Source organism: Nonomuraea sp. NPDC049419 (genome assembly GCF_040676995.1).
Taxonomy (GTDB): Bacteria; Actinomycetota; Actinomycetes; order Streptosporangiales; family Streptosporangiaceae; genus Nonomuraea; species Nonomuraea salmonea.
This window is the reverse complement of the sequence record NZ_JBFAQB010000012.1, coordinates 132,742-159,369: the sequence shown is the minus strand read 5'-3', so window position 1 is coordinate 159,369 and position 26,628 is coordinate 132,742. Positions and strand designations below refer to the sequence as shown.

The following is a 26,628-nucleotide window of genomic DNA, read 5'->3' as shown; positions in this document are numbered from 1 at the left end:
ACTCACGAACCACCGACCACCATGCCCGCCTCAGCAGCCGGCGTCCGTGAAGGGCGTCGGCTGCTCGTCGGTTCGGCCGGTCAGGTGAGGTTGAGGCCGCCGTCCACGGCGAGGATCTGGCCGGTGAGCCAGGTTGTGGTGGGGTCGGCGAGGTGGAGGACCCAGGTGGCCACTTCCTCCGGGACGCCGCGGCGGCCCAGGGGGATGCTGGCGGCCTCGTCCTGCTTGATCTGGGTGACGGTCTCCTCCGGGAGACCGGCGGCGGTCAGGGCCTCGCTTTCCGTGGGGCCCGGTGCGACGGCGTTGACGCGGATGCCGTCCGCGGCCAGTTCCAGGGCCCAGCTTCTTGTCAGCTGTTCGATGGCGGCCTTCGAGGCGGCGTAGTGGGCGGCGCCGGGCAGGGGCCGGTGGCCGTACGTGCTGGAGATGTTGATGATCGTGCCGCGGGACTTGCGCAAGTAGGGCAGGGCGGCGTGGGCCAGGAGGCTTGGGGCGGTGACGTTCAGGGCCAGGAGGCTTGCGATGCGCGTCGCGTCCGTTTCCGCCAGCGGCATGAGGGCTGTGCCGCCGGCGTTGTTGACCAGGACGTCCAGGTGGCCCCAGCGGTCCGTCGCGGCCTTCACCACGGCCTGCGGGGCGCCGTCCGCGGTGATGTCGGCGGAATGGACGGCGATGCCGGGGTGGTGGGTGGCGGTCTCCTCCAGAGGGGCTGGGCGGCGGCCCACGGCGAGTACGTGCGCGCCCGCCTGGGCCAGGGCGATCGCGGTGGCCCGGCCGATGCCGGAGCCGGCGCCGGTGACGATCGCGACGGTGTTCTCGAGATGACGACTGGTCACGTGCTGAACTTCCTTGTCCTGTTCGGTGCGGTCAGGTGCTGGGGTGGGTTCGTGGGCCTGCGCGGAGGGGGAGGCGCAGCGTGATGCGGGCGCCGTGGGTCTCGACGTGCAGGCTGCCGTGGTGGGCGGTGGTGATGGCGCGGGCGATGGCCTGGCAGAGGCCGGTGCCTCCCTGGTCGCCGGCCGGCTCGTCGCTCGTTTCCGAGGGGTTGTCGCTGGTCAGGCGGAGTTCCGCGTAGCCGGCCGTGCGGTGCAGGGTGACGGTCGCCGGGTGGCGGGTGGTGCGGAGGAGGATGGCCAGGAGACGGGTCAGGTAGGTGGATGAGGCGCGCGTGAGGACGGCGGGGTCCAGGCGGAGCCGCACGTCGCCGATACCGGCCGAGGCCGACTCCACCAGGGCGGTCAGGTTCACGTCGGTCAGTTCGCGGTCGTCGAGGCCGGCTTCGAGCCTGGACAGCAGGAGCAGGTCGGTGGTGACGTGTTCCAGCCGGTCGAGGTCGTCGCTGACGTGGTCGAGCAGGTCGGTCACGTCGATGTCGTCCGGGTGCCGCCGGGCCGCCTCCACCTGGACGCGCAGCGCGGCCAGCGGCGTACGGACCTCGTGGGAGGCGTCGGCGGTGAAGCGCCGCGCCGCCCGCGCCCGTTCGTGCAGCTCGTCGGCGCGCGGGATGAGCACGGGCATGCCCACCAGCTCGTCCCGCTCGCGCCCGCAGGCGTCGAGGCACGGCTGGTTGGCCGCCATGATCGTCATGTCCCCTGCCATGACCAGGCACGGGTTCGGGACGGCCGCCAGCAGCGCGGCATGGTCGTGTCTCATCAGGTTCCTCCCCAGGCGCTCAGCGAGCCTGTCACCAGCTAGGACAGCGCAGCTTCCCGGTCTGTGACCGCGAGGCGGGGACTTTGCCGAGCCGAGGGCTTAGCGGGAGGTGGCAAGGGGAGGGTGCGGTGGACTGCGGCGAGGGGGAGGCGTGCCATGAAGGTCGTGGTGGTCGGCGGGACCGGCCTGATCGGATCGAAGCTGGTGACCAGGCTGTCGCGTGACGGCCACGAGGCGGTGGCGGCTTCGCCGCGCACCGGGGTGAACACGCTCACCGGCGAGGGTCTCGCCGAAGCGCTGGAGGGGGCGCAGGTGGTGGTCGACGTGTCGAACGCGCCGTCGTTCGAACCGGCCGCCGTCCTGGAGTTCTTCGAGACCTCCACCGGCAACCTGCTGGCCGCCGAGTTGGAGGCGGGAGTCGGGCACCATGTCGCGTTGTCCATCGTGGGCACCGAACGCATGCCGGACAACGGATATTTCCGGGCGAAGGTCGCGCAGGAGCAGCTGATCGAGAAGTCGGGGATCCCGTACTCGCTGGTGCACGCGACGCAGTTCTTCGAGTTCGTGAAGGGCATCGCGGACGAGGCCGCCGACGGGGGAGTGGTGCGCATCGCGCCTGTGCTGTTCCAGCCGATCGCCGGGGACGACGTGGCGGCGGCGCTGTGCGAGGTCGCGGAGGGTAGGCCGCTCAACGGCCGGCTGGAGGTGGCCGGGCCGGAGCGGGTCAGGATGGACGAGTTCGTCCGGCAGGCGCTGGCGGGGCTCGGTGACCACCGTGAGGTGGTCACCGACCCGCACGCGCGCTACTTCGGGAGCGAGCTGGGCGAGCACTCGCTCGTGCCGCTGGGGGAGGCGCGGCTCGGCGGGGCTCGCTACGGCGACTGGGCCGCCGCCGGGTAGCACGCCCGAGACGTCAGACGGACTGGCGGCCCAGGGCGCGGAGCTGGTCGGGCGTCAGAGCCGAGACGTTCTGGTCGATGGGGACGTCCGTGTACTGGTGGATCGCCCACGACTTCCAGTCGGCCGGCGGCGTGATCGCGCCCTTGGCCCGGCTGTAGTGGGCGACCCAGAGCGGGTACTGCGCCAGGCCGTGGCCGTAGGTGTCGGCGAAGTTCCAGCCGCTGTAGAAGAGCGGCTTGGTGCCGGTCTGGTTCTCCACGTACGACAGCCACGCCTTGGCCCAGGCGTTGACCTCCGCGACGGACTTGCCGTCGGTCGTCTCCAGGTCGAGGACCAGCAGGTCACCGGCCCTGGCGGGCTGGGCGTTCACCGCGGCCAGGAAGTGGTTGGCGTCGGCGATGGGGTCGTCGGCGGGGTGGCCGTAGTGGTAGGCGCCGCGCACGATGCCCTTCTCGCCGAGCTCCCGCCAGTGCCTGGCGAAGGAGGAGTCGACGAAGTCGGTCCCCTCGGTGGCCTTGATGATGCCGAACTGCGCGGAGCTGGAGCTCCAGTCGTACAGCGGCTCGTAGTGGGAGATGTCCAGGCCGTAGGTCAGGGCGGAGCTGTGCTGGGCCGCCTCGTGCGGGGCGACCTGGTCGGTGGTGGAGGCGTGTGCGGTGCCGGTGACGGCGGTGACGGCGGCGAGTACGGCTCCGCCGAGCGCCAGTCCGAGGCGCTTGCGGTTCTCGGCAAGCTTGGCCATACGGATGTTGACTCCTTGCTTCCATGCCGCCTACCGGGTTAGCTGACGGGTTCGGGACTGGAAGTGCCCTACGGACGCGGGCATGAGCGGGCGTCCGATTCACCCCGGAAAGTGGGTCCCCGGTTCCGCGGGACGCGGATTCGGCGGCCGTACGCCGGAGACGGCGTACGGTCCGGTCAAAGATGCGAGGGCACGCGCTGCGGTGGTCCCTCGACCCGCAAAAGTACATAATTCGCAAAAGTATCTGCAAGTACTCTAAAGGGACTTTCACTCCGCTGACCTGGTAAGCGGTTCGAAATCCCCGTGTAGGTCGCGGATCCGGAAATGGGTAAAGTTTTCCGGCGTTCACTCCAGACGAAGCGTCCGGGCCGTCCTGGAGAGGGTCTCCGGCGGCAGCGCGGCGCCGTACGACGGCACGAGCTCGCGCAACGCCGGCCGCCAGCCGTCCAGGCGGCCGGGGAAGGCGCGTCCGAGCACGTCCAGCATGATCGCCACGGACGCCGACGCCCCCGGCGAGGCCCCGAGCAGGGCGGCGAGCCCGCCGTGGGCCGACGTCACCACCTCGGTGCCGAACCCGGCGATCGACCCGCGCCCGTTCACCGGCTTGACCACCTGCACCCGCTGGCCCGCGGTGATCGGCTCCCAGTCCGCCGCCCGCGCCTCGGGGACGAACCGGCGCAGCGCTCGCAGCCGGTCGCCGCGCGTCTGCGCGAGCTGCCCGACCAGGTAGCGCAGCAGGGCGGGCTCGGCGCGGGCGGCGCCGAGCAGTGTCACGACGTTGCCGGGCGTGACGGATCCCGGCAGGTCGGTGAGCCTGCCGCGCTTGAGGAAGCGCGGCGAGAACGCGGCGAAGGGCCCGAACATCAGGTACGTCCGCCCGTCCACGACCCGGGTGTCGAGATGCGGCACCGACAGGGCGGGCGCACCCGGCTCGGCGTGGCTGTAGACCTTGGCGTGGTGCCCGGCCACCAGCTCGGCCCGGCCCGTCCGCAGGAACCGCCCGCTGATCGGAAACCCCCCGTACGCCCGCGTCTCCGCCACCCCGGCGCTCTGCAGCAGCGGCAGCGTGCCCCCGCCCGCCCCCAGGAACACGAACGACCCGCGCACCCCGTAGTCGCGGGCACCCGCCAGGTCGCGCACCCGCAGCCGCCACGACCTGCGGTCACGGGAGAGCCCGCGCACCTCGTGCCCGGTCCGCACCTCGACGCCGGCACGTTCGAGCGCGGCGAACAGCCGCCGGGTCAGCACGCCGTAGTCGACGTCGGTGCCGCCACGAGAACGGCACAGCGCCACCTGCTCACCGGCGGGCCGGCCGGCGAACATCAGCGGCAGTAGCTCCGCCATCACCGCCCGGTCGCGGATGAGCTCGAGCCCCTCGAACAGCGGATGGTCGCGCAGCGCCGCGTGCCGCAGCCGCAGGTGCTCGACCCCGGCCGCGCCCCGGGCGAAGGAGAGGTGCGGCACCGGCCGGATGAACCCGGAGGGATCGCCCAGCGTGCCCTCCTCGACCAGACTCGCCCACAGCTGCCGGGAGAGCTGGAACTGCTCGTTGATCGCGATGGCCCCGCCGACGTCGATCGGGCCGTCGCCGGTGAGCGGCGTGTAGTTGAACTCGCACAGTCCCGCGTGCCCGGTGCCGGCGTTGTTCCAGGCCGACGAGCTCTCCAGGCCGAGGCCGTCGAGCCGCTCCAGGACGAGCACCGACCAGTCCGGCTGCACGCGGCGCAGCAGCACGCCCAGGGTGGCGCTCATGATGCCACCGCCGACCAGGACCACGTCGTAGCCCACCCGGCTCACCTCCAACTCATATGACATGTTCGCTACTTGTATAACAGCGTCCGCGCGGCGTGCGGGATCCGGAGTAGCGTGGATCTTCGAGCGCCCGTACGGCACAGGAGGTGATCACGATGCACCCGGTCTAGCGACGGCCCCACCCGGGGGCGTCACGGAGCCGAAAGGTGACCGTATGAGCAAGACCGACAAGACCCGTCCCTGGTGGGTGAAGATGGCCGAGGCGCCGATGGTGCACTGCCGGCCCGTTCACGACCACCGCGACGGCGTCTGCACCCTTCCCGGCCGCGTCGACCGCGAGAGCGCGTCGCTCAACCGGCGCATGAGCGGCTGCTACTGGCAGGCCACCGACACGTTCCTGTTCGGTGAGGGCACCCTCAGCGGAGGCCGGGAGTGGACCGACTACTGCCGTGAGGCGCGCCGCCGCGAGCGGCGCGCGGCCCGCCGCGAGCTGCGCGACTACCGCGACGGCGACTGACAGCGCCCCGGGAGGCGTCCGCCTCCCGGCGCATCAATGGGACACTCCACGCATTACTGGTTGAACCGTCGTGGAGGTGGGCGTATGTACGCGAAGTCCCTGGGAGTGAACGGCGCCGAGCTGCGCCCCCTGGAGCCCTGGCGGGCGGAGGAGTTCCTGGCTCACATCGACAGGGGGCGGGAGTTCATCGGGCGCTTCGTGGGGCTGGCCGACGTGGTGACCGACCTGCCGTCGAGCCGCGCGTTCCTGCAGCGCTACGCCGACGCGACCGCCGCCGACACCGCGCGGATCCACGGCATCTGGCTGGACGGCACGCTGTCCGGCGGCGTCATGCTGCGCACGATGAACGTCGAGCAGGGCGAGGCCGAGGTGGGCTGCTGGCTGGAGCCCGCGGCGGCCGGCAAGGGGCTGGTGACCAGGGCGGCCAGGATCCTCATCGACTGGGCCGTGAACGAGCGCGGCATCCATCGCGTGGAGTGGGTCGTCGCCTCGGGCAACGCGGCCAGCATCGCCGTGGCCAGGCGGCTCGGGATGGCCAAGGAGGGCGTGCTGAGGGAGAGCTACAAGCATCGCGGCGAGCGGCTGGACGTGGAGATCTGGTCGGTGCTGGCACCGGAGTGGCGCACGGCGCGACGAAGCGGATAGCTCGTCGATTCGGATACATCATCCGATTTCTGCTACGGTTCAGGGAGAGGACGGAAGGCGCACGCCTGTCCGAGTCCGTCTCTTCCTGCTGTCCGTGAAAGGAAAGCGACCATGCGCATCTTCATCACCGGCGCCAGCGGCTACTTCGGCGGTGTGCTCACCGAGCACCTCATCTCCGCAGGTCACACCGTCGAAGCCCTCGCCCGCTCCGAACGGGCCGGCGCCCGCGTCGCCGAACTGGGCGCCACCCCCGTGGCGGGCGGCCTGGCCGACACCGCCGTCCTGCACGAGGCCGCCGCCCGCAACGACGCCGTCGTGCACGCCGCCGTCGACTACGGCGACCCGGCCATGCAGGACGTCGAGCAGCCCGCGCTCGACGCGCTGCTGACCGGCCTCGCCGACGGCCGCCCCTTCGTCTACACCAGCACCGGCATGGTCTACCCCGACACCAAGGGCCGGCCGGTCACCGAGGACGAGGAGGTCAGCGAGCAGACCGCCAGGCAGCCGCACAAGTACCTCGGCGAGCGCCGCGTCCTCGCCGCCACGAACCTCGCCGTCACCGTGGTCAGGGCCGGTCTGATCTACGGCCGCGGCGGCAGCGCCCTGCTCCAGGGCCTGATCGCCGGAGCCCGCGCGCAGGGCGTCGCCACCTACGTCGGGGACGGCCGCAACACCTGGTCCACCGTCCACGTGGACGACCTGGCCGCCCTCTACGCCGCCGTCCTCACCGGGGAAGAGGGTGGCGGCGTCGTCAACGCCGCCACCCGCACCGGCACGGCCTTCCGCGAGATGGTCGAGGCGGTCGCCACCCTCACCGGCACGCGCACCGCCTCGATGTCCCTCGACCAGGCCACGCAGCTCTTCGGCGACCTGGCGCGCACGCTCACCGGCTCGACGCCCCTCGACCCCTCGCGGGCCGAGAGGCTGTACGGCTGGAAGCCAGCCGGCCCGTCCCTGGTCGAGGACGTCACCCGGGGCAGCTACGCCGCCGCCTGACACGGCGGCCGGCGCGCCGCTCAACGCGCGGCCGAGGTCTGGGCGCGGTGGGCCTCGGCGCCCGTCCGCCGGGCCGAACCCTTGACCCACATGTAGGTGCCGGGGCGGGCGCGCTCCCAGCGCAGCGAGGCGACCGTGAACCGGCAGATCCGCTCCTTCACGAACGCCGCCGTCCGGCCGCTCAGGATCCGGTCCTTCGGCGAGTCGTCACCGTTGACGAGCTGGACCAGACCGTCGCGCCGCCCCAGGCTGATGCACTGCAGCAGGTAGCGGAACCGGAACGGCTCGGGGGTCCGCCCGGCCGCCCGCGCGTTGATCACGTCGGCGGCGTGCGCGGCGATCGGCATCCCCGCGGCGCACGACATCCGGTTCGTGCTGCCCTGCACCTGCACGGCCGCCGCGTCGCCCACGGCGTACACGTCGGGGTGCGAGACCGAGGTGAGCGTCTCGTCCACCACGATCCTGCCGCGCTCGTCCACGGCCAGCCCGGACTCGGCGGCCAGCGGCGACACCGTGAACGACCCGGCCCACACCACGACGTCCGCCGTGATGACGCCCTGGTCCGTACGCACCCCGTCGGGCCCGACGCCGGTCACGCGGGTCCACTCGTGCGTGCGCACGCCCAGCCGGCCGAACGTACGGGCCAGGTGCCGGCGGCCCTTGTCCGACAGGCCCGCGCCCACCGCGCCGCCGGTGGCCAGCGCCACCCGCCACGCCGGGTACGACTCGGCCAGCTCGGCGGCCATCTCCACACCGGTCAGCCCGCCGCCGACCACCACCAGGTCGCCGCCGCCGGCGTCCAGCCTCGCCCGCAGGTCGCCCGCGGTCTCGGCGGTGTAGGCGTGCTCGGCCACCCCGGGGGCGGTGGTGTCGGTGCGGCTGCCCAGGGCGTACACGAGCGTGTCGTACGGGAAGACCCGCCCGTCCTCCGTGCGCACCTGCCTGGCGTCCAGGTCGATGCCGCCGACCCTGGCCTGCACGGTCGTGATGCCGGTGCCCTTGGTCAGCTCGCTCAGCGGCACCGTCACCTCCGGCCGGCCCGCCGCCAGCTCGTGCAGCCTGATCCGCTGGGTGAAGTGCGACTCGGCGCTGATGAGGGTGATGCGCTGCTTCCTGTCCAGCCGCAGCGCCGCTGTGAGGCCGGCGTAGCCCGCGCCGACCACCACGATGTTCTTGCGGGCGTTCCTGTGGGCGTTCTTCTTGGCGTCCATGTCGTGTCCTCTCTCAGAACCTTCTGCGACACAGACGAGCGGGCGGCCGGAAACGTGATGGTGATGAGCGTCACGCTCGCGGGAGCTTTTCCGGATTGCGTACGACGTCGACTTCCGTGATGCGCCCGTCCTCGGCGACGGCGAAGGCCACCACGGTGTCCACGGCGCCGTCCACGGTCCGCACCACCGCCCCGAACGCGCCGTTGACCTCGGCGAACTCCACGTCCATCCCCTGCATCCAGCGCTCCATCATGCCCCGCACCATGCGGGCCACCCGGTCCGCGCCCGACACGGGCTGCATTGCCGCGGACACCACGCCGCCGCCGTCGGAGCGCCACACCACCTCCGGATCGAGCACCGCGACCAGCCCCGACAGGTCGCCGTTCAGCGCCGCCGCGGTGAACGCCTCCACCGCCTTGCGATGCGTCGAGCGGTCCGTCGTCCGGCGGGGGCCGTGCTCGCGCACCCGGGCGCGGGCCCGCGACGCCAGCCGCCGCACCGCCTCGTCGCTGCGCCCCAGCACGTCCGCGATCTCCGCGAACGGCACGCCGAACGCGTCGTGCAGCACGAACGCCACCCGCTCCGCCGCCGTCAGCCGCTCCAGCACCGCCAGCAACGCCATGCTGACCGAGTCGTCCAGCGCCGCCCTGTCCTCGGGGCCGAGCTCCTGCACGACCGGCTCGGGCAGCCACGGCCCGACGTACGCCTCACGCCGCGCCCTGGCCGAGGTGAGCACGTCGTAGCAGATCCGGCTCACGGTGGTGGTCAGGTAGGCGCGCACGTCCCTGACCTGCGCCTCGCCGGCATTCCGCCAGCGCAGCCACGCCTCCTGCAGCGCGTCGTCGGCGTCCGCCTTCGTGCCCATGATCCGGTACGCCACGCCCCACAGGTGACCGCGATGCTTTTCGAACTCCGCCAGCCGGCCGGCCTCGCCGGCACTCGTCGCGCTCACCATGCGCCCATTATCCGAGCCGCCCCCTCCGGCCTCCCGCCCGCATCGTCCCTCCCGCCAGGACCCGGTTCTGTCGGTCCCGCCTGCCAGAGTGGCCCCGCCGCCCGTCACCATCGAAGGAGTGCCCCATGCCCCGCTCAGATCCGCCCGCCGACGTGGACGCCCCCGCCGGAGCCCGGGCCGGGCGGGCGGCGGGCAGAGCAGCGGGCAGGGCAGCGGGCAGGGTGGTGGGCAGGGCAGCGGGCAGGGTGGTGGGCAGGGCGGCGGGCATGGTGGCGCCCCTGCGGGCGAAGGACTTCCGGCGCTACTACGTGGGGCACACCGCGTCCGCGTTCGGTGACGCGCTGACGCCGCTGGCGATCGCCTTCGCCGTCCTCCACCTCACCGGCTCCCCGGTCGACCTGGGCATCGTCGTGCTGAGCACCCGGCTGCCGATCATCGCGCTGACGCTGGTGGGCGGGGCGGCGGGCGACCGGTTCCCGCGCCGCACGATCATGCTGGCCGCCGACCTCGTCAGGTTCGCGACGCACGGCGTGACGGCGGTGCTGCTGCTGACCGGCGCCGCGCAGCTGTGGATGCTGGTGGCCCTGCAGCTCGTCGCCGGGGCCGGCACCGCGTTCTTCAACCCGGCCGCCGTGGGCCTGGTCACCTCGCTGACCGCCAAGGAGCACCTCCAGGCGGCCAACTCGTTGCTGTCGATCTCCAGGAGCACGGTGTCGATCCTGGCGCTGGGCGCGGCGGGGGCGCTGGTGGCGCTGGTCGGGCCGGGCTGGGCGATCGCGGTGGACGCGCTGACGTTCCTGGTGAGCGCCGCCTTCCTCTACCGGCTCCCCGGGCGGCTCGCGGCGGCGCGGCAGGAGGGGCTGCTGGCGAGCATCGGCGGCGGGCTCACCGCCGTGCGGCGGCGCACGTGGTTGTGGGTCTGGACCGGTCACATCGCGGTCGCCAACGCGTTCGTGGTCTCGCCGATCCTCGTGCTCGGCCCGTACGTCGCCGACCTGCACCTCGGGGGAGCGCCCGCCTGGTCGGCCATCGGCATCGCGTACGCCGCCGGCGGCCTGGCCGGGGGAGTCGCCGCCACCCGCTGGCGGCCGGCCCGGCCCATGGTGGCGGCGCTGCTGGTGTTCCTGCTGATGGCGCCGCTGCCGGCGCTGCTGGCCGTCCCCGCGCCGGTCTGGCAGCTCACGATCGCCGCCGTCCTGGCGGGCGGCCAGGTGGTGGTGCACAACGTCATGCAGACCACGGCCGTCCAGCGGCACCTGCCCGATGAGCTGGTCGCCCGCGCCTACTCCGTCACCCTGCTCGGCGGGCTCGTCGCCGCGCCCCTCGGCATGGCGCTGGCCGGGCCCGCCGTCACGCTGCTCGGCACCCGCCTGGTCCTGCTGGGCTGCGCGGCGATCACCGTCGTGCTGACCGCCGGCACCTTGCTGGTGCCCGCCGTGTGGCGGTTACGCGAGCCGGCGGAAATGGCTTGAGGGCCACCCGCCAGAGGCTGCTATCGTGTGAGGCGCTCAAACCGGGCGTGCCGCGGCACGTCCCGCGACGCATCGAGGAGACCAGACATGGCAGGTGACGACGACATCTCCGGGTGATACCGGAGGTCCGGGCCCCAGGCAGGCGTGAACTGACCGCCGCCGCGCGTGGCCCTGTCTCGTCGTTTCCCGAATCCCTGTCCCTTTCGCCGGGCGGCTTTCGGCGCGCCCGCGTTCCCGTATGAGGTCTGCCATGTCCGATGCGTTCATCGTCTGCTCCCACCTGTCCTTCTCCTGGCCCGACGACACCCCGGTCTTCTCCGACCTGTCCTTCAGCGTGGGCGGCGGCCGCACCGGGCTGGTCGCGCCCAACGGCGCGGGCAAGAGCACGCTCCTCAAGCTGATCGCCGGCGAGCACCGCCCGCGCGGCGGCACCGTCACGGTCGAGGGCGTGCTCGGCTACCTGCCGCAGACCCTGCCGCTCGTCGGCGACCTGACCGTGGCCGAGGTGCTCGGCATCGCGCCGGTGATCGCCGCGATCGACGCCATCGAGGCGGGCGACACCGCGGAGGAGCACTTCACCACCATCGGCAACGACTGGGACATCGAGGAGCGCACCCGTGCCCAGCTCGAGCGGCTCGGCCTCGGCGGGCTCACGTTCGACCGCCGCCTCGGCACGCTCAGCGGCGGCCAGGTGGTCTCGCTCGGCCTGGCCGCGCAGCTGCTCAAGCGGCCCGACGTGCTGCTGCTCGACGAGCCGACCAACAACCTCGACCGTGCCGCCCGCCACCGCCTCTACGACGTGCTCGGCGACTGGTCAGGCTGCCTGCTGCTGGTCAGCCACGACCGCGCGCTGCTCGACCGCATGGACCGCATCGCCGAGCTCGAACGCGGCGAGGTCCGCTTCTACGGCGGCGGCTTCACCGCGTACGAGGAGGCGGTGCGCACCGAGCAGGAGGCCGCCGAGCGCAACGTGCGCAACGCCGAGCAGGAGCTCAAGCGCGAGAAGCGGGAGATGCAGCAGGCCCGCGAGCGCGCCGAGCGGCGGGCCGGCAACGCCGCGCGCAACCTGAAGAACGCGGGCCTCGCGCGCATCGTCGCAGGCGGCCTGAAGCGCAGCGCGCAGGAGTCGGCGGGCCGGGCCGGGCAGATGCACGCCGGCCGCGTCGGCGACGCCAAGGCCCGGCTCGACGAGGCCGAGCGGGCGCTGCGCGACGACCAGAAGATCGTGCTGGAGCTGCCCGACACGCGGGTGCCCGCGGGCCGCACGGTGTTCGAGGGCGCGGGGCTGCTGGCCCGCGACCTGTTCGCCGCGCCGGGCATCGACCTGTCCGTACGCGGCCCCGAGCGCATCGCGCTCACCGGCCCCAACGGCGCCGGCAAGTCCACCCTGCTCCGCATCCTCAGCGGTGACCTGGCGCCCGACGCGGGCACGACCCGGCGGGCCGACGGGCGGGTCGCGTACCTGTCGCAGCGGCTCGACCTCCTCGACCTCGACCGCACGGTGGCCGAGAACCTCGCCGCCTTCGCTCCCGGCATGGCCGCCGCCGACCGGATGAACCTGCTGGCCCGCTTTCTGTTCCGGGGCCAGGGCGCCCACCTGCCGGTCGGTGTGCTGTCGGGCGGCGAGCGGCTGCGCGCCACGCTGGCCTGCGTGCTGTGCGCCGAGCCCGCTCCCCAGCTGCTGCTGCTCGACGAACCGACCAACAACCTCGACCTGGTCAGCGTGGGACAGCTGGAGAGTGCGCTGAGCGCGTACGAGGGGGCGTTCGTGGTGGTGAGCCACGACGAACGCTTCCTCGCGGAGATCAAGGTGGAGCGGTGGCTTGAGCTGTCGGACGGCCGCCTCCTGGAAACCGCCGCCCCCTCCTGACGGCCCACCCGACGGGTGTCAGGGGCGTGGGGCGCGGCGGTCGCGGCGGGCCTCCAGTTCCTCCGCGCTCACCGGGATGAGCATCGGCTGCCCGCTCACCCCCCACATGTGCACCACGAACACGGTCTCGGCGTCGGCGAGGTTGTTCGCGTCCTGGTAGTGGATGAGGTCGCCGCCCGGCTCCCAGAACGCCTCACCGGCCCTGATCACCCGTTCGGGCTCGCCCTCCAGCTCGAAGAGCATCTCGCCGCTGATCATGTACCCGAAGGCGGGCCCGGTGTGGCGGTGCGGCGGGTTGCCCTCGCTGCCCGGCGGCAGCGTGACCAGCAGCGTCATCACCTCCGCGCCGTCCGGCACCTGCGGCGCCGGCACCGACGCGACCAGCTCCAGCTTGGGCGGCGGGGTGGTGGCGTTCGGGTTGTCGAGGTGGTGCCCGTGCTCGGCTCTCATGATGTCCCCCCGTTCCTGTCCGGCCGGTCACGCGGCTCGTGCCGGCGGTGGCCGGCCGGTCGGCCGGGGGTTACGCTGCCCGGCCCGCCGCGCGGCTACCCGGCGGCGGGTTCAAGGCTTGGTGACGATCCGCACAGGCGCCCTTGGCCCGGCGTCGGTCAGGGGATCTTGTACTCCTGGGCCTTGCCGCAGTAGCTGATCCCGATGGGCGGGTTGCTGTGGCGGCACACCTGCACCACGACCCGGTCGATGGTGCGCACCCCGAGTGCGTCGGAGAGCGAGAAGGAGAACTTGATCTGGTCGTTGTCCACCTTGTACGTCTCGGAGTCGACGAGCTCGCTGCCCCGGTAGCCGGTGAACGTGGCCGCGGAGTACCTGTCGTCGGGGGAGCAGATGCTCGGGCCGCCCTCGTCGGTGAGCACGCCTTCGACGTCGACCCGCGGCCTGATGACCGGCCCGTCGTAGCGCTGGATCGTGCCCTCGGTGGACCCGCGCAGGCAGCTGTCGCCCGAGTCCGCGGCGAACGGCACCGCCTCGGCGGCCAGGGCGGGCGGGGCGGCCAGTAAGCCGGCGGCGAGCACTGCGGTCATCGTCAACCCGGTGAGCAGACGCACGACATCACCTTTCCGTTTCTGGGGAGTGAGGGGATTCGTGACCATCGTGGGCGGCTTTCGCCGCCCCTGCCTGTGCCCGCGGTTACAGGCCGCCGAATGGACCGTGCCAGTTCGCGCAGGTCATCGCCGTGCTCGCCACGCCTCCCGTGTCAGGCCCATCGTCACCGACGTCCACCACTGCCCGCCGACCTCGATCGAGCGTTCGTACACCCGCTCCTCCTCGAACCCGAACCGCTCGTACAGGCGCCTGGCGCCCGCGTTGTGGGCGTAGACGCCGAGGGTGACGCGCGCGACGCCCGGGTCGGCGAAGGCGGTGGTGAGCGCCGCGTCCACCAGGGCCGCCCCGTGGCCCTTGCCGCGCGCCGACGGCGCCACCAGGACCAGCCCGAGGCGTACGGAGTGATCGTCCTGGTCGCGCAGCGAGACGTGGCCGATCACGGCGCCGGCCGGATCGACGGCGGCCAGGAGCCGGCGGCCCGGCTCCCGCAGGGCGAGCAGCTGCCCCGCGTCGAAGGGCCAGGTGAAGCCGGTCTTGCCGGACCACAGCACGAGCGCCTCCTGATCGTCGATCCAGGAGGCGATCACGGCGGCGTCGGCGGGTTCGAGTACGCGGAGGAGGACCATGGGGTCATTGATAGCGCAGACGTGTGGCCGGGCCGTGATCCGGCTGGTGCATGATCACCACTCATGAAGAAGACGATCACCGTGCTGGCGGCCTGCGGGGCCGTCCTCGCCACCACCGTTCCCGCCCACGCCGCACCCGCCAAGGACCCCGTACGCGCACTCAAGAGCAAGCTCGTCGCCGGGCACGGCGTACGGCATTGAAGATCACGTTAAGGACCTGGCGAAGGTGTCGCGCTGGTTCGACGCCTCGGTACCGCTGCGCATGCACGACGACACGAAGGTGAGCTAGCGGATTGTCGGCAGTGCTCCGGGCTTCAGTCCGGGGTGAAGCCGACTGTCCCGCGTAGCGGGGCAGGAACAGCCGATTCGCCGCCAGGCGGACCGGCGTTTGCCCGGTTCAGAGCGGACGGTTCTGCTGGTCGATGGACTGGCGCACGATCGACAGCGGTGCACCACCCACGGACCCGGCGAAGTAGGAGCCCGACCACAGTTTGTTGCCCTGGTAGTAGTGGCGCGCCAGCTCGGGGAACTCTTGGCGCAGCCGCCGGGAGGCGACTCCCTTGAGTGAGTTGACCAGCCTGGACAGGGCGACCTTCGGCGGGAAGCTCACCAGCAGATGGACGTGGTCGTCCGCGCCATTGAACTCGCGTAGTTCGACCTCGAAGTCGGCACACATCCCGCATGATCTCCTTCAGCCGCCTCAGGTGCGCGTCGGTGGAGATGCGATGCCGGAACTTCGTCACGAAAACCAAAGGTGCGTGGAGGGCGAAAACACAGTGCCTGCCCGTTCTGATATCGCTGTGTCGGGCCATAAGCCAAGAGTAGGATCGGTGGGTGCGGTTGCGTTACTCCTACCGGTTGGACCCGACGCCCGCTCAGCGGATCGCGCTGGCGAAGGCGTTCGGGTGCGCCCGCGTGGTGTTCAACGACGCGGTCGCGCTGCGCAAGCACGCCCACACCCACGCTCTGCCGTTCATCACCGATGCGGAGCTGTCCCGCTCGGTGATCACTGAGGCGAAGAAGCGCCCTGACCGGGCCTGGCTCGCCGAGGTGTCGGCGGTGGTGCTCCAGCAGGCGCTGGCCGATGCCACCACCGCGTTCCGCAACTTTTTCTCCTCGGTCACCGGCAAACGCCGGGGGCCCAAGCTCGGACCGCCGCGTTTGCGTTCTCGTAAGGACAACCGGCAGACGATCCGGTTCACCAGGAACGCGCGCTTCAAGGTGGTCCCGGGCGGGAAGCTGACCCTGCCGAAGATCGGTGACGTCGCGGTGCGATGGTCGCGGGAACTGCCCGCGACACCGTCGAGCGTGACGGTGATCAAGGACGCCGCCGGGCGGTACTTCGCCTCGTTCGTGGTCGAGGCCACCGAGAACCCGCTGCCCGACACCGGCACCGAGGCGGGCATCGATCTGGGGCTGGGGCATTTCGCGGTGCTGTCGGATGGGACGAAGGTCTCCTCTCCTCGGTTTCTGCGCCGGGCAGAGAAGAAACTGCGGAAACTCCAGCGCGGTCTGTCGCGCAAAGAGAAGGGGTCGAAGAACCGGACCAAGGCCCGGATCAGGGTTGCCGCTCAGCACGCCAAGGTCGCCGACGCGCGCCGCGAGTTCCACCATCAGCTCTCCACGAAGATCATCCGTGAGAACCAAACGGTGTACGTGGAGGACCTGGCGGTCAAGGGACTGGCCCGCACGAGGCTGGCCAAGAGCGTCCACGACGCTGGATGGTCCAGCTTCGTGAGGATGCTGGAGTACAAAGCGAAGCTGTACGGCAGGACGTTCCACCGGATCAGCCGCTGGTTCCCCTCCTCCAAGCTGTGCTCGGCATGTGGAACCATCCAGCAGTCCATGCCGCTGAACGTCCGACAGTGGACCTGCGCCTGCGGCACAACCCACGACCGGGACCTCAACGCCGCGATCAACATCCTCGCCGCCGGACGGGCGGAGAGGCTCAACGCCTGTGGAGGGCCGGTAAGACCACCACTCGTGGTGGCACAGCCCGACGAAGCAGGAAGCCACGGAAGTGCCGCCGCGTGAACAGCGGCACAGGCCACAATCCTTGGGCATCAGCCCCGAGGAGCGCGTCAAACGCTCACGCTGTCGTCGGCGGGGGGCTGGTGAGCCGGGTGGAGAGCTCGTACGCGGCGACGGGCGTGTTCGACGCCAACGGGTTCGAGGGCAAGACGATGACCATCGACAGCAGGTTCACCGGCTGGGGCGCCAAGACGCGGATCAAGGCGCCCGCCCCGAGCGACGTGGCCACCGCCCCGAACTGATCAGGACGGCTGCCGCAGCGCCGCGGCCCTGGCCAGGAACAGCTCGCGCTCCCGCGCGTTGCGGGTGAGCCCGGCGGCCCGCCCGAACTCGGCCGCCGCCTCCTCGTCGCGTCCCAGCCTGGCCAGCAGGTCACCGCGTACGGCCGGCAGCTGCGCGTACTCACGCAGGTGCCGCTCGGCCACGAGCGCGTCGGCGATCTCCAGGCCGCGCTCGGGGCCGTCCGCCATGCCGACCGCCACCGCCCGGTTCAGCTCCACCACCGGCGACGGCGCGACGTGCGCGAGCAGCCGGTAGAGCGCGGCCATCCGCGCCCAGTCGGTGTCCTCGGGGGTCAGGGCCCTGGCGTGGCAGGCGGCGATGGCGGCCTGCAGCGCGTACGGGCCCATCCTGCCCAGCGCCTCGGCCCGGCCCAGCGCGGCCAGGCCGCGGCGCACCAGCAGCCGGTCCCAGCGGCTGCGGTCCTGGTCGAGCAGGAGGATCGGGCTGCCGTCCGGCGCGGTCCTCGCGGGGATGCGCGAAGCCTGGATCTCCATCAGCGCCGACAGCCCGTGCACCTCGGGCTCGTCCGGCATCAGCCCGGCCAGCACCCGTCCGAGCCGCATCGCCTCCTGGCACAGCGACGGCCGCACCCAGTCGTCGCCCACGGTGGCCGAGTATCCCTCGTTGAAGATCAGGTAGACGATCTCCAGCACCGAGGCGAGGCGGGCGGGCAACTCCTTCGGCGGCGGCAGCTCGATCGGCACCTTCTTGGCGGTGAGCGTGCGCTTGGCCCGGGAGATGCGCTGGCCCACCGTCGGCTCCGGCACCAGGAACGCCCGCGCGATCTCCTCGGTGGTCAGGCCGCCCAGCGTGCGCAGGGCGAGCGCGATGCGGCCCTCGGCGGGCAGGACGGGATGGCAGACGGTGAACACGAGCCGCAGCAGGTCGTCGCCGATGTGGTCGTCGAGCGCCGCGTCGAGGTCGTCACCGGACAGGCGTTCGCGCAGCTCCAGGTCGCGGCCGACCTCCTGGAGCTTGCGTTCGTACGTGTCGCGCCGCCGGAACTGGTCGAGGGCCCGGTGCTTGGCGGTCAGCATCAGCCACCCGCCTGGATTGTCCGGGACGCCCTTGCGCGGCCACTCCTCCAGCGCCGCGACCAGCGCGTCCTGGGCCAGCTCCTCGGCCAGCCCGACATCGCCGACCATGCGGGCCAAGCCGGCGATCACCCGGGCGGCCTCGATCCGCCACACGGCCTCCACCGCACGGTGCGAATCGGCGGGGGAATCGGAACAGGCGAGCGTCACGCCTCCTGAATACCGCATCAGGAGGCGTGACGTCTGCCCGGGTCAGGCGATCGGACATCGCAGGCACGGGCGCGGCGCCCGACCGGCTCAGGCGCCGGGCGGCGCGAGGTCGGCGGGGCTGAAGAGCCGCAGCACGTCGGCCTGGCCCTCCCATCCCGGCCACAGGTCACGGTGCAGCTTGAGGAAGCGGCCGGCCCACTCCACGGCCTCCTCCTTGCTCCTCACCTCGTACAGGGCGTAGCTGATCATCTCCTTGGCCTCGGCGAACGGCCCGTCGGTGACGGCCAGCCGGCCGCCGGACACCTCGACCCTGGCACCCTCGGAGCTGGGCGCGAGGCCGCTCTGGTCGAGCAGCGCCCCCGACTCGGTGGCCTGCTGGCCGAGCTTGAAGATGGCCTCCATCAGCTCGGCCGGCGGCGGGCCCTCGGGCTGGGCGGCGACGCGCAGTGTGATCAGGTAACGCATGACGGTTCCTCCTGGTGATTCAAGGTGATTTTTAGGCAGTGGTACGCGCGAAGTGCAGCGACATTAGCGACAGCCAGCACCAGACCGCCACCATCCCGGCGACGAACCCGAGCGTGCTCCACGCCGCGCCGCCGCCGCTCGCGATCCCCGCGAACGACATCAGGAACGCCGTCCCGGTCACCCGCGAGTAGATCGCCCAGCCGCGGCGGCCCTCGCGGGCGAACCGGGAGGCGATGACATAGCAGGCCGCGGCCAGGCACGAGAACCCGATGCCGCCGACGGCGAGGTGCGCGAGCCCGGTCGCGGTGACCGTCCCAGGGCCGTCGGGCGTCCCGGCGGGGAAGCCCAGCGCCGGGTCGGCGGGGAAGACCGCCGCGCCGATCAGGCTCACCCCGAACGCGGCCACCAGCGCCGGCGCCCATCGCGCACCCCTCGGACGCGCCGCGCCAGGCCCGCCCGAGAGCGCCGTGCGCAGCCCCGCCGCGGCGGCGATCGTGAGCACCGCCGTGACGAGGAAGTTCGCGGTCTGGATCCAGCCGAGGTCGCCGTTGGCGAGCAGGCTCCAGGAGTGCCTGGTCAGGTCGAAGCCCTCCCGGGTCAGCGCCTGGGCCAGGCCCGCCGCCACGTACAGGGGGCCGGCCGCGACCCCGAGCATCAGCAGGGGGCGGGCCGGGGTGATGGTGGCCGGGCGGATGGTGGGAACGTGTGCGGTCATGGTCGTCGTCCTCGTGCTCGCGGGCCGCCCGTGCGGCCCTCTCACAGACGCAGCGAACGGGACGACGCGGTTTCGACAACCGCCGCGAAGAATCTCGAAGAAAAAAATCGGCGGCCTCGGAGCGGAGGATCCGAGGCCGCCGGGGGAGGGGAGGGCTATGGCGTGAAGGGGGCGCCGCCGAAGGTGACGACGAGGCGGCCGTCCGAGGCGAACGACCAGCTCAACGACCCGCTGTAGGAGGAGCAGCGGGACCCGTTCGAGCCCGTCCAGAACTGGTTGGAGCCGTCCGCGTTCCCCACGGTCTTGTCGTTGGACCCGCTGCCGCTGCGGCACGAGACGTTGTTGCGGAAGACCGACGTGCCGGCGTCGAAGGAGAAGTTGCGCTCCTCGTTGTCGATGCTGACGTTGTCGGAGATCGTCATCGTGCCCGGGTTGCGGTTGTAGGTGAAGCCGTGCTTGCCGTTGCGGTAGGCGATGCTGCGCCGTACGACGTGATCGACCTCGATGTCCTCGCCGCCGAGCTTGTACCCGTTGCGGTCACCGTTGCCGGCCTGGCTGCCGTCGCTGAGCGTGCCGTTGCCGTACGCCAGCGAGTCCTCGATGGTCACAGGCCCGATCGCGCCGGTGTCGCTCTTGGTGTAGAGGTCCCAGCCGTCGTCGATGTTGTTGCGGGCGACGGCGTACCTGAAGACGTTCCCCGAGCCGACGGTGAGCTTGGCGGCGAAGCCGTCGGCGTCCTCACCGTCGGAGTCGGCGTTGTCGTGCGACAGCGCGGTCAGGACGAGGTTGTTCGACGGCCACTGGTCGCGCGGGGTGTCGGAGGCGATCCTGGACAGCTGCAGGCCGGTGTCCCTGTTGTAGCGGGTGACCGTGCGCTCCAGGATGTTGTTGCTGCCGCCGACGAAGATGCCGTTGTCGCCGGCCCGCTCCACCACGATGCCGTAGATGTGCCAGTACGACCCGTTCACCGCGAGCCCCCGGTTGGCCGAGTTCTCGCTCTGGGCGGAGAAGTTCAGGATCGGCGTCTCGCCCGGGTAGGCGGAGATCTTCTTGCGGGCGCTGGAGGTGCCGTTGTTGCCGGGTGCGATGGTGATCGTCTGGGACGGCCGGTACGTACCGCCGCGCATGTAGATCGTGCCGCCCGCGGCGATGCGGGTGATGGCCGAGGTCAGTGTGGTCGGGTCGTCCTGGGTTCCGGAGGCGGAGTCCCTGCCGGCGGGCGCGACGTACAGCGTGTCGCTCGTCGGCGGCGGGTCCGTCGGGTCGGGATCCGGATCGGGGTCGGGGGTGCCGTTGCCGGCCGCTTTGAGCGTCCACTGCTTGGTGGCGGCCGAGTCGCAGGAGTTCTGCTGGAGCAGGGCGCCTGAGGAGGTGGAGTTGTCCTTGACGTTCAGGCACTTGCCGCCGTTGGCGTTGACCACCCGGTAGTTCGAGCCCGACTCGGTCAGCCGCCACGTCTGCGAGGCCGCGCCGGTGCACGTCTCCTGCTGCACGGCCTTGCCCGCGCTGGTGGAGGCGTCGCGGACGCCGAGGCACTTGCCGCTGTGCGCGGCCTTGATCTGGTGGCCGGCGCCTGATGCGGTGATCGTCAGCACTTGTCCTGCGGCGTCCGAGCAGGCGTTCTGCACGAGTTGCACGCCGTCGCCCGAGCTCTGTCCCGGTACGGTCGCGCACAGGCCGCTGGCGCCGTTGACCAGGGTGTAGTCGCCGTTCGACGGGGCCGCGGCGGCGGAGGTGTGCGCCGCGGCCACCAGGCCGCCGGTCGCGATGAGGCCGCCGGTCAGGATGACCGTGAGCCTTCTGGTCAGGGGTTCGTTCTTGCGCACGTCCCAGCTCCATTCGTACGAGGGGGGCTTCGTCTCCGTGCGTGCGCCGCCCGGTGAGGCGGGAAGGCGGTCGCGCGCGGGGTCGCTGGTATTGCGATGACAACCGGTTGCAGTAACAGTGACGTTACACAGCTGAAACGTCAATACATGCTGGTAAAACTGCAAACGGTTCGAGGGTTCGCCCTGGTGGCGTCGCCGTCGCTGCAACAACCGATTGCACTATTCATGCATCAGGGGGTGTACGGGCGCTGTGGCGCCTGGGGACACGTGGCCGCCCTGCTTGGCTAATCTCCGGCCGTCCTCATACCGTCGTGCTCATGCGTACTGAGGTCTCGAGGCCGAGACCGTGACAGCCATGAAGGTCTGCGCCGCCCTGGGAGCGGCCGCGCTCCTGGCGGCCGGCTGCTCCGGCGAGCCGGAACCGTCGCCCACCCCGAGCCCGCCAGGCGGCACCGCGACCACCGGCTCCGCGTCGCCGTCGCTGAGCACGCTCACCCCGACCGCGTCCCCTTCCCCCAGCCCCACCATGTCGGGGCCGCCGAACCCCGCGCGGGCCGAAGGCGAGATCAGACGGGCCTGGGAGACGTTCTTCGACGAGCGGGGCTCGACGGCGGCCAAGGTCAAGGTCGTCGAGAACGGCGAGATGAACGAGCTGATGGTGCAGGCGTTCGGCGAGGACGAACGGTTCGGCCACGTCACCGGCCGGGTAAGGAACGTGCGCTTCGACTCGCCGGCCAAGGCCCAGGTCTCTTACGTGCTGCACCGCGGCGAGCGGACCCTGCTGTCGAGCAGGCGGGGCAGGGCCGTGCACCAGGGCGGCCGGTGGAAGATCGCGATCAGCACGGTGTGCTCGTGGGCCAAGTACGGCGAGGACGTCCCGAAAGCGGCCGCCTGCTAGCAAAAGGAAGGGCCGGACGCTTGGTCGCGTCCGGCCCCTCGTGTCGTGTCATGTGGTCGGCCACCTCGGTGACCTCCGCTCAGCGGCGGCGGCGGCGCCGACGACGGGCGCTCTGACCCGCGCTTCCACCACTGTTCTTGCCGGGAAGTGGCTGCGGCGGCCGGGCGGCTGTGAAGCCCATCAGACCGAGGTAGTGCAGCATCGCCATGACAAACCCCCGTTGATATAGCGAGTGCGGTACGTCGTACCTGCACACATTGATGCGAACACCTAGCGCAACCCGGCGGTTCTCCCGATCCTTCCCGCTGAACGCCTTCCGGCGGATTCGTGACCAGGCTTTTGCCACCCGACCACCTGCTTCTCCCACCTCGGACCGCCCCTTAGATTTGTTGCCTCCGGCATGTCGAAGCCGTTCCTGCCGCTCCGACTACCTGGTGAGCGGCGCCGACGGCGGCGTCGCCGTCCGACGAAGGAGACGACATGAAGTTCCTGTTGATCATGCACGTGAACCCGCAGGTCTGGGACGGGCTCACCGAGGAGCAGCGCAACGCGGTGATGAACGGCCACGGCACGTTCATGGAGACGATCAGGAAGTCGGGCGAGTTCATCGAGACCGCCGCGCTGGGCGACGTGTCGGAGAGCGCCGTGGTTCGCGTCCGCGGCGGCGCCCCCGTCGTGACCGACGGTCCCTACCTGGAGGCCAAGGAGTACTTCGGCGGCTACTACCTGGTCGAATGCGACAGCCGCGAGCGGGCGCTCGAACTGGCCGCGCTCATCCCCGACGCGTCGGTGGAGGGGCTCGGCATCGAGGTGCGTCCGGTCGTCTTCTCGGCGACCGGCGAGGGCTGAGCGGGCGGTGCGCTTCGTCCTGACCCTGCACCGCTCGCGTGGAGCCGGCCTGGGCAGCGCCGCGTTCCTGGCCGCGGCGGCGGAGGCGGGCGAGCTGGTCGGCGAGTACGCACTCGCCGACCCGTCCCTCGGTGTCGTCGTGCACCTCCTGGACGGCGCCCCCTCCGTGGACAGCGTCCCGCACCCCCGCCCCGGCGCCCCCGCCACCGCGCAGTACGTGATCGACTGCGAGGACCGGGCACGCGCCGTGGAACTGGCGGTGCTGCTGCTCGGTGGCGGGGACGGCGACGTCGAGGTACGGCCCGTCATGGAGGCGGCCGGGCTGGAGATGTGACACGCGGGGCGGCCATGGAGCGGCCGATGGCTTATGCGGTCCTGGCTCGGCTGATGGCGAGATGGGCTTGGCCGCGGGCCCCCCATGAGGACATGCGGCGCCGGATGAGGACCTGGGTCCATATCCAGATAGCCGCAGGTCTAGGGTCGCGCTCGGCGATCTAGCCCTGCGCGTGCCGACGGTGGACCTCGGTCCGATGCCGTGCCGGGTCGCTCCGGTGTGGACTTGACCCATGATTCGACACCGCCGCAGACTCGACCGCCGGGCCACGCTCGGGCCCGTACGCACGATCCTCGGCGCCGTCACGATCGCGGTGCTGGCGGCAGGCTGCGGGGGTGTGGACGCCTCGCACGTGACGGCCGCGGCTGTGGTGCCGCTCGACGAGGCCCCGCTCACCGACGCGGCCGCCGCCCGGGTGGTCGGCGTCGGCGAGGCCACACACGGCAACAAGGAGTTCGTGCAGGTCCGCAAGCTGATCATCCAGAAGCTCGTGCGAGAACACGGCTTCCGTACGGTCGCGCTCGAAGCCGACTTCGGCGGCACCGCCGCAGCCGCCGACTACGTGATGGGCGGCCGGGGCAGCGCCGAAGACGCGGCCAAGGCGCTCGGCTTCGACATCTACCGCACACGCGAGACAGCCGACCTGCTCAAGTGGCTCCACGACCACAACGAAACGGCCGCCGACCGCGACAAGGTGCACCTCTACGGCTTCGACCTGCAGCGCTACGACCACAACAAGCAGCGGCTCCTGAGCTACCTCGCCGAGGTCGACCCCGCCCAGGTCAAGCCGGTGCGCACGGCCCTGGCCGACCTGACCGACGCGAACAGGCAGACCCTGTCGGGCGAGAGACTGGCCACCGCCGCCAAGGCCGCCGAGCAGGTGGTCACCCAGCTCAAGGCCAAGCAGCAGGCGTACGAGCGAGCCGGCGTGAAAGCCGGGCAGCAGGCGGGCGAGCGAGCCGACTCGAAAGGCGAGCGGCAAGCGCAGGAGCGGGGCAGCTTGGAAGCCGGGCGGCGGGCGTACGCGCCGGCAGGCTCCGCCGGCGCCTTCGCGCTGGCCCTGCACCATGCCGAGACGATCCAGCGCAGCGCGCAACTGCAGACCTCCGGCACCGGCTACGCCCGCAAGCGCGATGCCTGGATGGCCGCCAACATCACCTGGATCGCCGACAGGGAAGCCGCCCAGGGCAGGAAGAAGGTCATCGTGGCCGGTCACGACGGCCACATCGACAAGAGCGGCGCCGCCTTCTCGTTCCCGTCGATGGGACCGCGGCTGGCCGAGACGTACGGCGACGACTACTTCGCGATCGGCACCGACTTCGGCACCAGCACCTTCATCAGCCGCGACGACGGCAGCGGCGAACGCCGCCGGTTCACCGTCACCCACGACGCCCCGCTGGCCAAGCTGTTCGGCCGCGAGCCGATGGGCTACCTCAACCTCGCCGAGGCGGTCGCCGCCGACCCGGCCAACCGGCGGCTGCTCGCCTCGGAGGTCCCGATGGGCAGCGTCGGCGACGGCTTCCGATCCGTCTACACCGCGATGAGCTGGACGTACACGGTGAAAACGGTCCCCACGAAGGCATACGACGCAGTGGTCTTCGTCCCTAAGGCCACCCCGGTCTCCCCACTATGACCAGGACACGCGCTCGCGGCGACTCTCAGCACACCAGCACCTCGGCGCCGCAGCACGGCAGCCCCCTCAGGGCCCTGCACGGGAGCTCAGTTCCTCGTGAACCAGGTGACCTGGGCGCCGTTGCTGAAGGTTTCGCGGTGGGTCGGCGTGAACGGGGTGGGAGAGAAGGCGCCGCTGAACATGGGGACGCCCGTGCCCGCCACCACCGGATAGCTCTTGATGATCAATTCGTCGATCTCCGGGAGCAGGGACGCGGCCATCTTGCCGCCGCCTCCCAGGTAGATGTCCAGGCCGGTGTCCTCCGCCTTGAGCCGCCGTACCAGCTCGATGGGGTTGCCCCGCTCCACCTGCACGGTCGGGTCGTCGATGGTGAGCGTGCGAGAGACGACGTACTGGCGCAGGTGGGAGTAGGGGCTGGTGGTGGGCACGTCGAGGGCGGGCTCGTACGTGCCGCGACCCATCACCACCGTGTCGAACGCCTTGTTCGGCACGTCGTCCATGCCGAAATGCCTGCGGATATGGGTGGGGATGGTCTCCGGATAGCGCTCGTTCATCCAGACCATCATGTCGTCCGGCACGGGATAGAAGTCGAACTGTGCCTCGGGCCCGGCGATGTAGCCGTCGATGGAGGTGCCCACGTAGTACACGAGCTTTCGCATTAAGTCACTCCTTTTGTAGTACTATGTGTGAAGTGGTTTGAAGGTAGTACTACAACTGGAGTGGTGTCAAGTGCGCAAAAACCCCGAGAGGCGCCAGGCGCTGATCGACGCGGCCATCGAGGTGCTCGCCAGGGAAGGGGCACGCGGTCTGACCTTCCGCGCCGTAGACGCGGAGGCAGCCGTGCCCGTCGGCACCGCGTCCAACTACTTCGCCACCCGCGACGACCTGTTCACCCAGGTCGGCGGACGCATCTACGAGCGTCTGCTGCCCGACGAAGCCACCATCGCCCGCAATCGCGAAGGCGGCCAGGACGAAGCCCGGTTCGCCGAGCTCATGCACGAGCTGGTGGACCGCATCTCCGCATTCAACTCCGGCTACCTCGCCCTGCTTGAGCTCCGCCTGGAGTCCACCCGCCGCCCCGAGCTGCGCGCCGTCCTGACCAAGCGTATCCGCGAGGACATCGACGCCAACATCAGCCACCACACCGTCTCGGGCCTCCCCGGCGACTCGACGTCAGTGGTCCTCCTCTACCTGGCCCTCAACTGGCTGATCGTCGAACGCCTGACCCTCCCCGGCATCTTCACCGACCGCGAGATCCACGACCTGATCGACGTCGCCGTCCGCCGCCTGCTCACCGCCGCCCCACCCACACCGGCCCCGGACACCGAAGCAGGCCAGGGCAGCGCGGGCTGACCCACGGGCCCAAGTGCCAAGCGGGCAGACGTAGTGCTCGTCGCCATGCCGGCACCAGGTGAGCAACCGGGGATGATTGGCGCTGCTCCGTCGGCTCCCCAATCGTCGGCTCCCCAACTGTCGGCCGCTGGCCTCGCGTCGGTGGTGGGCGTGGGGCTTGTCGGTGGGAGTGTCACGTCATCGGCTGGTCGGTGTCAGTAGCCCATCATGTCGTTGGTGTTGGCGGACCCGGTGGTGGGTGCCTTGGCGTAGTTCGCGGCGCCGCCTGCGAAGTCGTACATGATGCACTGTTCGTCTCCCACCACCCAGGCGTCGTGTCCAGGTGGGCAGACGAACAGGTCGCCCGGTCCGATCTCGGCCTCCGTGCCGTCGTCGGCGTGCAGCCTCATGCGGCCCTGCACCACGAACGCGGTGTGGTGCACCTGGCAGGAGTCGGTGCCCGCGATCGGCTTCACGGACTCGGACCAGCGCCAGCCCGGCTCGAAGGTGGCCACGCCGAACGTCAGGCCGGACAGGTTGCAGACTTCCAGGTGCCCCCTGGGGAAGTCGCGGCGCTCGTCCGGCTTGTCGATGTTCTTGACCTCGATCATGACGTCC

The 26,628-nt window shown here is 71.2% G+C and carries 29 protein-coding genes, 1 pseudogene and 1 riboswitch; of the genes and pseudogenes, 14 read left to right on the top strand and 16 right to left on the bottom strand.

Going from position 1 to position 26,628, the window contains the following annotated elements:
- Positions 1-80: 80 nt before the first annotated feature.
- Together AB0K12_RS30650 and AB0K12_RS30645 are read right to left on the bottom strand one after the other, a co-directional pair.
- Positions 81-836, bottom strand: coding sequence for an SDR family oxidoreductase (locus AB0K12_RS30650; RefSeq protein WP_364568743.1), 756 nt, complete (start codon positions 834-836; stop codon positions 81-83).
- Between the two features lie 31 nt (positions 837-867).
- Positions 868-1,653, bottom strand: coding sequence for a HAMP domain-containing sensor histidine kinase (locus tag AB0K12_RS30645; protein ID WP_364568740.1), 786 nt, complete (start codon positions 1,651-1,653; stop codon positions 868-870).
- A 156-nt stretch (positions 1,654-1,809) separates the two neighbouring features.
- Between AB0K12_RS30645 and AB0K12_RS30640 the strand changes: the two genes are divergently transcribed.
- On the top strand, positions 1,810-2,553 hold the full coding sequence (locus AB0K12_RS30640) for an SDR family oxidoreductase (RefSeq protein ID WP_364568737.1): 744 nt from the start codon (positions 1,810-1,812) through the stop codon (positions 2,551-2,553).
- A 13-nt stretch (positions 2,554-2,566) separates the two neighbouring features.
- Here AB0K12_RS30640 and AB0K12_RS30635 read toward each other — a convergent pair whose 3' ends face one another.
- Entirely contained in the window at positions 2,567-3,295 is a 729-nt protein-coding gene (locus AB0K12_RS30635; RefSeq protein ID WP_364568733.1) for a GH25 family lysozyme, read from the bottom strand.
- A 12-nt stretch (positions 3,296-3,307) separates the two neighbouring features.
- A riboswitch (cyclic di-AMP (ydaO/yuaA leader) is annotated at positions 3,308-3,451 on the bottom strand.
- A 189-nt stretch (positions 3,452-3,640) separates the two neighbouring features.
- A complete protein-coding gene (gene mqo, locus AB0K12_RS30630; RefSeq protein WP_364568729.1) occupies positions 3,641-5,110 on the bottom strand; it encodes a malate dehydrogenase (quinone) in 1,470 nt (489 codons plus the stop codon).
- A 151-nt stretch (positions 5,111-5,261) separates the two neighbouring features.
- Here mqo and AB0K12_RS30625 point away from each other — a divergent pair, with 151 nt between their 5' ends.
- The 3 genes from AB0K12_RS30625 to AB0K12_RS30615 all read left to right on the top strand — a co-directional run bounded on the left by AB0K12_RS30625 (position 5,262) and on the right by AB0K12_RS30615 (position 7,205).
- Positions 5,262-5,564, top strand: a complete 303-nt coding sequence (locus tag AB0K12_RS30625) for a hypothetical protein (protein ID WP_364568726.1) — start codon at positions 5,262-5,264, stop codon at positions 5,562-5,564.
- Positions 5,565-5,648: 84 nt separating this feature from the next.
- Positions 5,649-6,209 (top strand): GNAT family protein, encoded by a 561-nt coding sequence (locus AB0K12_RS30620; protein WP_364568723.1) that lies wholly within the window; start codon positions 5,649-5,651, stop codon positions 6,207-6,209.
- Positions 6,210-6,320: 111 nt separating this feature from the next.
- On the top strand, positions 6,321-7,205 hold the full coding sequence (locus AB0K12_RS30615) for an NAD-dependent epimerase/dehydratase family protein (protein WP_364568720.1): 885 nt from the start codon (positions 6,321-6,323) through the stop codon (positions 7,203-7,205).
- A gap of 20 nt (positions 7,206-7,225) precedes the next feature.
- Here AB0K12_RS30615 and AB0K12_RS30610 read toward each other — a convergent pair whose 3' ends face one another.
- Positions 7,226-8,416, bottom strand: coding sequence for an FAD-dependent oxidoreductase (locus tag AB0K12_RS30610; RefSeq protein WP_364568717.1), 1,191 nt, complete (start codon positions 8,414-8,416; stop codon positions 7,226-7,228).
- A gap of 70 nt (positions 8,417-8,486) precedes the next feature.
- Entirely contained in the window at positions 8,487-9,371 is an 885-nt protein-coding gene (sigJ, locus tag AB0K12_RS30605; protein WP_364568714.1) for an RNA polymerase sigma factor SigJ, read from the bottom strand.
- 125 nt (positions 9,372-9,496) lie between these two features.
- Here sigJ and AB0K12_RS30600 point away from each other — a divergent pair, with 125 nt between their 5' ends.
- Entirely contained in the window at positions 9,497-10,843 is a 1,347-nt protein-coding gene (locus tag AB0K12_RS30600; protein ID WP_364568711.1) for an MFS transporter, read from the top strand.
- Positions 10,844-11,093: 250 nt separating this feature from the next.
- Complete coding sequence (locus AB0K12_RS30595) at positions 11,094-12,713, top strand: ABC-F family ATP-binding cassette domain-containing protein (RefSeq protein ID WP_364568708.1); 1,620 nt, start codon at positions 11,094-11,096, stop codon at positions 12,711-12,713.
- Between the two features lie 18 nt (positions 12,714-12,731).
- Here AB0K12_RS30595 and AB0K12_RS30590 read toward each other — a convergent pair whose 3' ends face one another.
- From AB0K12_RS30590 to AB0K12_RS30580, 3 genes are all read right to left on the bottom strand, one after another.
- Entirely contained in the window at positions 12,732-13,163 is a 432-nt protein-coding gene (locus tag AB0K12_RS30590) for a cupin domain-containing protein (protein WP_364568705.1), read from the bottom strand.
- A 158-nt stretch (positions 13,164-13,321) separates the two neighbouring features.
- Positions 13,322-13,777: a hypothetical protein gene (locus AB0K12_RS30585; RefSeq protein WP_364568703.1), complete on the bottom strand. Its 456-nt coding sequence runs from the start codon at positions 13,775-13,777 to the stop codon at positions 13,322-13,324.
- 120 nt (positions 13,778-13,897) lie between these two features.
- Entirely contained in the window at positions 13,898-14,401 is a 504-nt protein-coding gene (locus tag AB0K12_RS30580; RefSeq protein ID WP_364568700.1) for a GNAT family protein, read from the bottom strand.
- A gap of 63 nt (positions 14,402-14,464) precedes the next feature.
- Here AB0K12_RS30580 and AB0K12_RS30575 point away from each other — a divergent pair, with 63 nt between their 5' ends.
- Positions 14,465-14,602, top strand: coding sequence for a hypothetical protein (locus tag AB0K12_RS30575; protein ID WP_364568697.1), 138 nt, complete (start codon positions 14,465-14,467; stop codon positions 14,600-14,602).
- Between the two features lie 196 nt (positions 14,603-14,798).
- Here AB0K12_RS30575 and tnpA read toward each other — a convergent pair.
- Positions 14,799-15,213 (bottom strand): annotated as a pseudogene (gene tnpA / locus AB0K12_RS30570) (IS200/IS605 family transposase).
- A gap of 22 nt (positions 15,214-15,235) precedes the next feature.
- On the opposite strand from tnpA, the gene AB0K12_RS30565 reads away from it, so the two are divergent.
- Together AB0K12_RS30565 and AB0K12_RS30560 are read left to right on the top strand one after the other, a co-directional pair.
- A complete protein-coding gene (locus AB0K12_RS30565; protein WP_364568695.1) occupies positions 15,236-16,435 on the top strand; it encodes a transposase in 1,200 nt (399 codons plus the stop codon).
- Between the two features lie 80 nt (positions 16,436-16,515).
- Positions 16,516-16,674: a hypothetical protein gene (locus AB0K12_RS30560; protein ID WP_364568692.1), complete on the top strand. Its 159-nt coding sequence runs from the start codon at positions 16,516-16,518 to the stop codon at positions 16,672-16,674.
- On the opposite strand, the gene AB0K12_RS30555 is transcribed toward AB0K12_RS30560, so the two are convergent.
- The 4 genes from AB0K12_RS30555 to AB0K12_RS30540 form a co-directional block, all read right to left on the bottom strand.
- Positions 16,675-17,913 (bottom strand): RNA polymerase sigma factor, encoded by a 1,239-nt coding sequence (locus AB0K12_RS30555; RefSeq protein WP_364569058.1) that lies wholly within the window; start codon positions 17,911-17,913, stop codon positions 16,675-16,677. It lies immediately after the preceding gene.
- Between the two features lie 132 nt (positions 17,914-18,045).
- Complete coding sequence (locus AB0K12_RS30550) at positions 18,046-18,423, bottom strand: YciI family protein (RefSeq protein ID WP_364568689.1); 378 nt, start codon at positions 18,421-18,423, stop codon at positions 18,046-18,048.
- Positions 18,424-18,454: 31 nt separating this feature from the next.
- Positions 18,455-19,138, bottom strand: a complete 684-nt coding sequence (locus AB0K12_RS30545) for a DUF998 domain-containing protein (protein ID WP_364568686.1) — start codon at positions 19,136-19,138, stop codon at positions 18,455-18,457.
- A gap of 155 nt (positions 19,139-19,293) precedes the next feature.
- Complete coding sequence (locus tag AB0K12_RS30540; protein ID WP_364568684.1) at positions 19,294-20,964, bottom strand: RICIN domain-containing protein; 1,671 nt, start codon at positions 20,962-20,964, stop codon at positions 19,294-19,296.
- A 355-nt stretch (positions 20,965-21,319) separates the two neighbouring features.
- Here AB0K12_RS30540 and AB0K12_RS30535 point away from each other — a divergent pair, with 355 nt between their 5' ends.
- From AB0K12_RS30535 to AB0K12_RS30520, 4 genes are all read left to right on the top strand, one after another.
- The gene (locus tag AB0K12_RS30535; protein WP_364568681.1) at positions 21,320-21,862 is read left to right on the top strand and encodes a hypothetical protein; all 543 of its coding nucleotides are present in this window, start codon (positions 21,320-21,322) and stop codon (positions 21,860-21,862) included.
- Between the two features lie 480 nt (positions 21,863-22,342).
- The gene (locus AB0K12_RS30530; RefSeq protein WP_364568678.1) at positions 22,343-22,711 is read left to right on the top strand and encodes a YciI family protein; all 369 of its coding nucleotides are present in this window, start codon (positions 22,343-22,345) and stop codon (positions 22,709-22,711) included.
- Between the two features lie 7 nt (positions 22,712-22,718).
- Positions 22,719-23,045, top strand: coding sequence for a hypothetical protein (locus tag AB0K12_RS30525; protein ID WP_364568675.1), 327 nt, complete (start codon positions 22,719-22,721; stop codon positions 23,043-23,045).
- A 232-nt stretch (positions 23,046-23,277) separates the two neighbouring features.
- On the top strand, positions 23,278-24,678 hold the full coding sequence (locus tag AB0K12_RS30520) for an erythromycin esterase family protein (RefSeq protein ID WP_364568672.1): 1,401 nt from the start codon (positions 23,278-23,280) through the stop codon (positions 24,676-24,678).
- An 86-nt stretch (positions 24,679-24,764) separates the two neighbouring features.
- On the opposite strand, the gene AB0K12_RS30515 is transcribed toward AB0K12_RS30520, so the two are convergent.
- Positions 24,765-25,337 carry a dihydrofolate reductase family protein gene (locus AB0K12_RS30515; protein WP_364568669.1) on the bottom strand — a complete coding sequence of 191 codons (573 nt, stop codon included), beginning with the start codon at positions 25,335-25,337 and terminating at the stop codon, positions 24,765-24,767.
- A gap of 70 nt (positions 25,338-25,407) precedes the next feature.
- Here AB0K12_RS30515 and AB0K12_RS30510 point away from each other — a divergent pair, with 70 nt between their 5' ends.
- Complete coding sequence (locus AB0K12_RS30510) at positions 25,408-26,031, top strand: TetR family transcriptional regulator (RefSeq protein WP_364568666.1); 624 nt, start codon at positions 25,408-25,410, stop codon at positions 26,029-26,031.
- 194 nt (positions 26,032-26,225) lie between these two features.
- Here the strand turns inward: AB0K12_RS30510 and AB0K12_RS30505 are convergent, their stop codons facing one another.
- On the bottom strand, positions 26,226-26,621 hold the full coding sequence (locus AB0K12_RS30505; protein WP_364378610.1) for a cupin domain-containing protein: 396 nt from the start codon (positions 26,619-26,621) through the stop codon (positions 26,226-26,228).
- Positions 26,622-26,628: the final 7 nt, after the last annotated feature.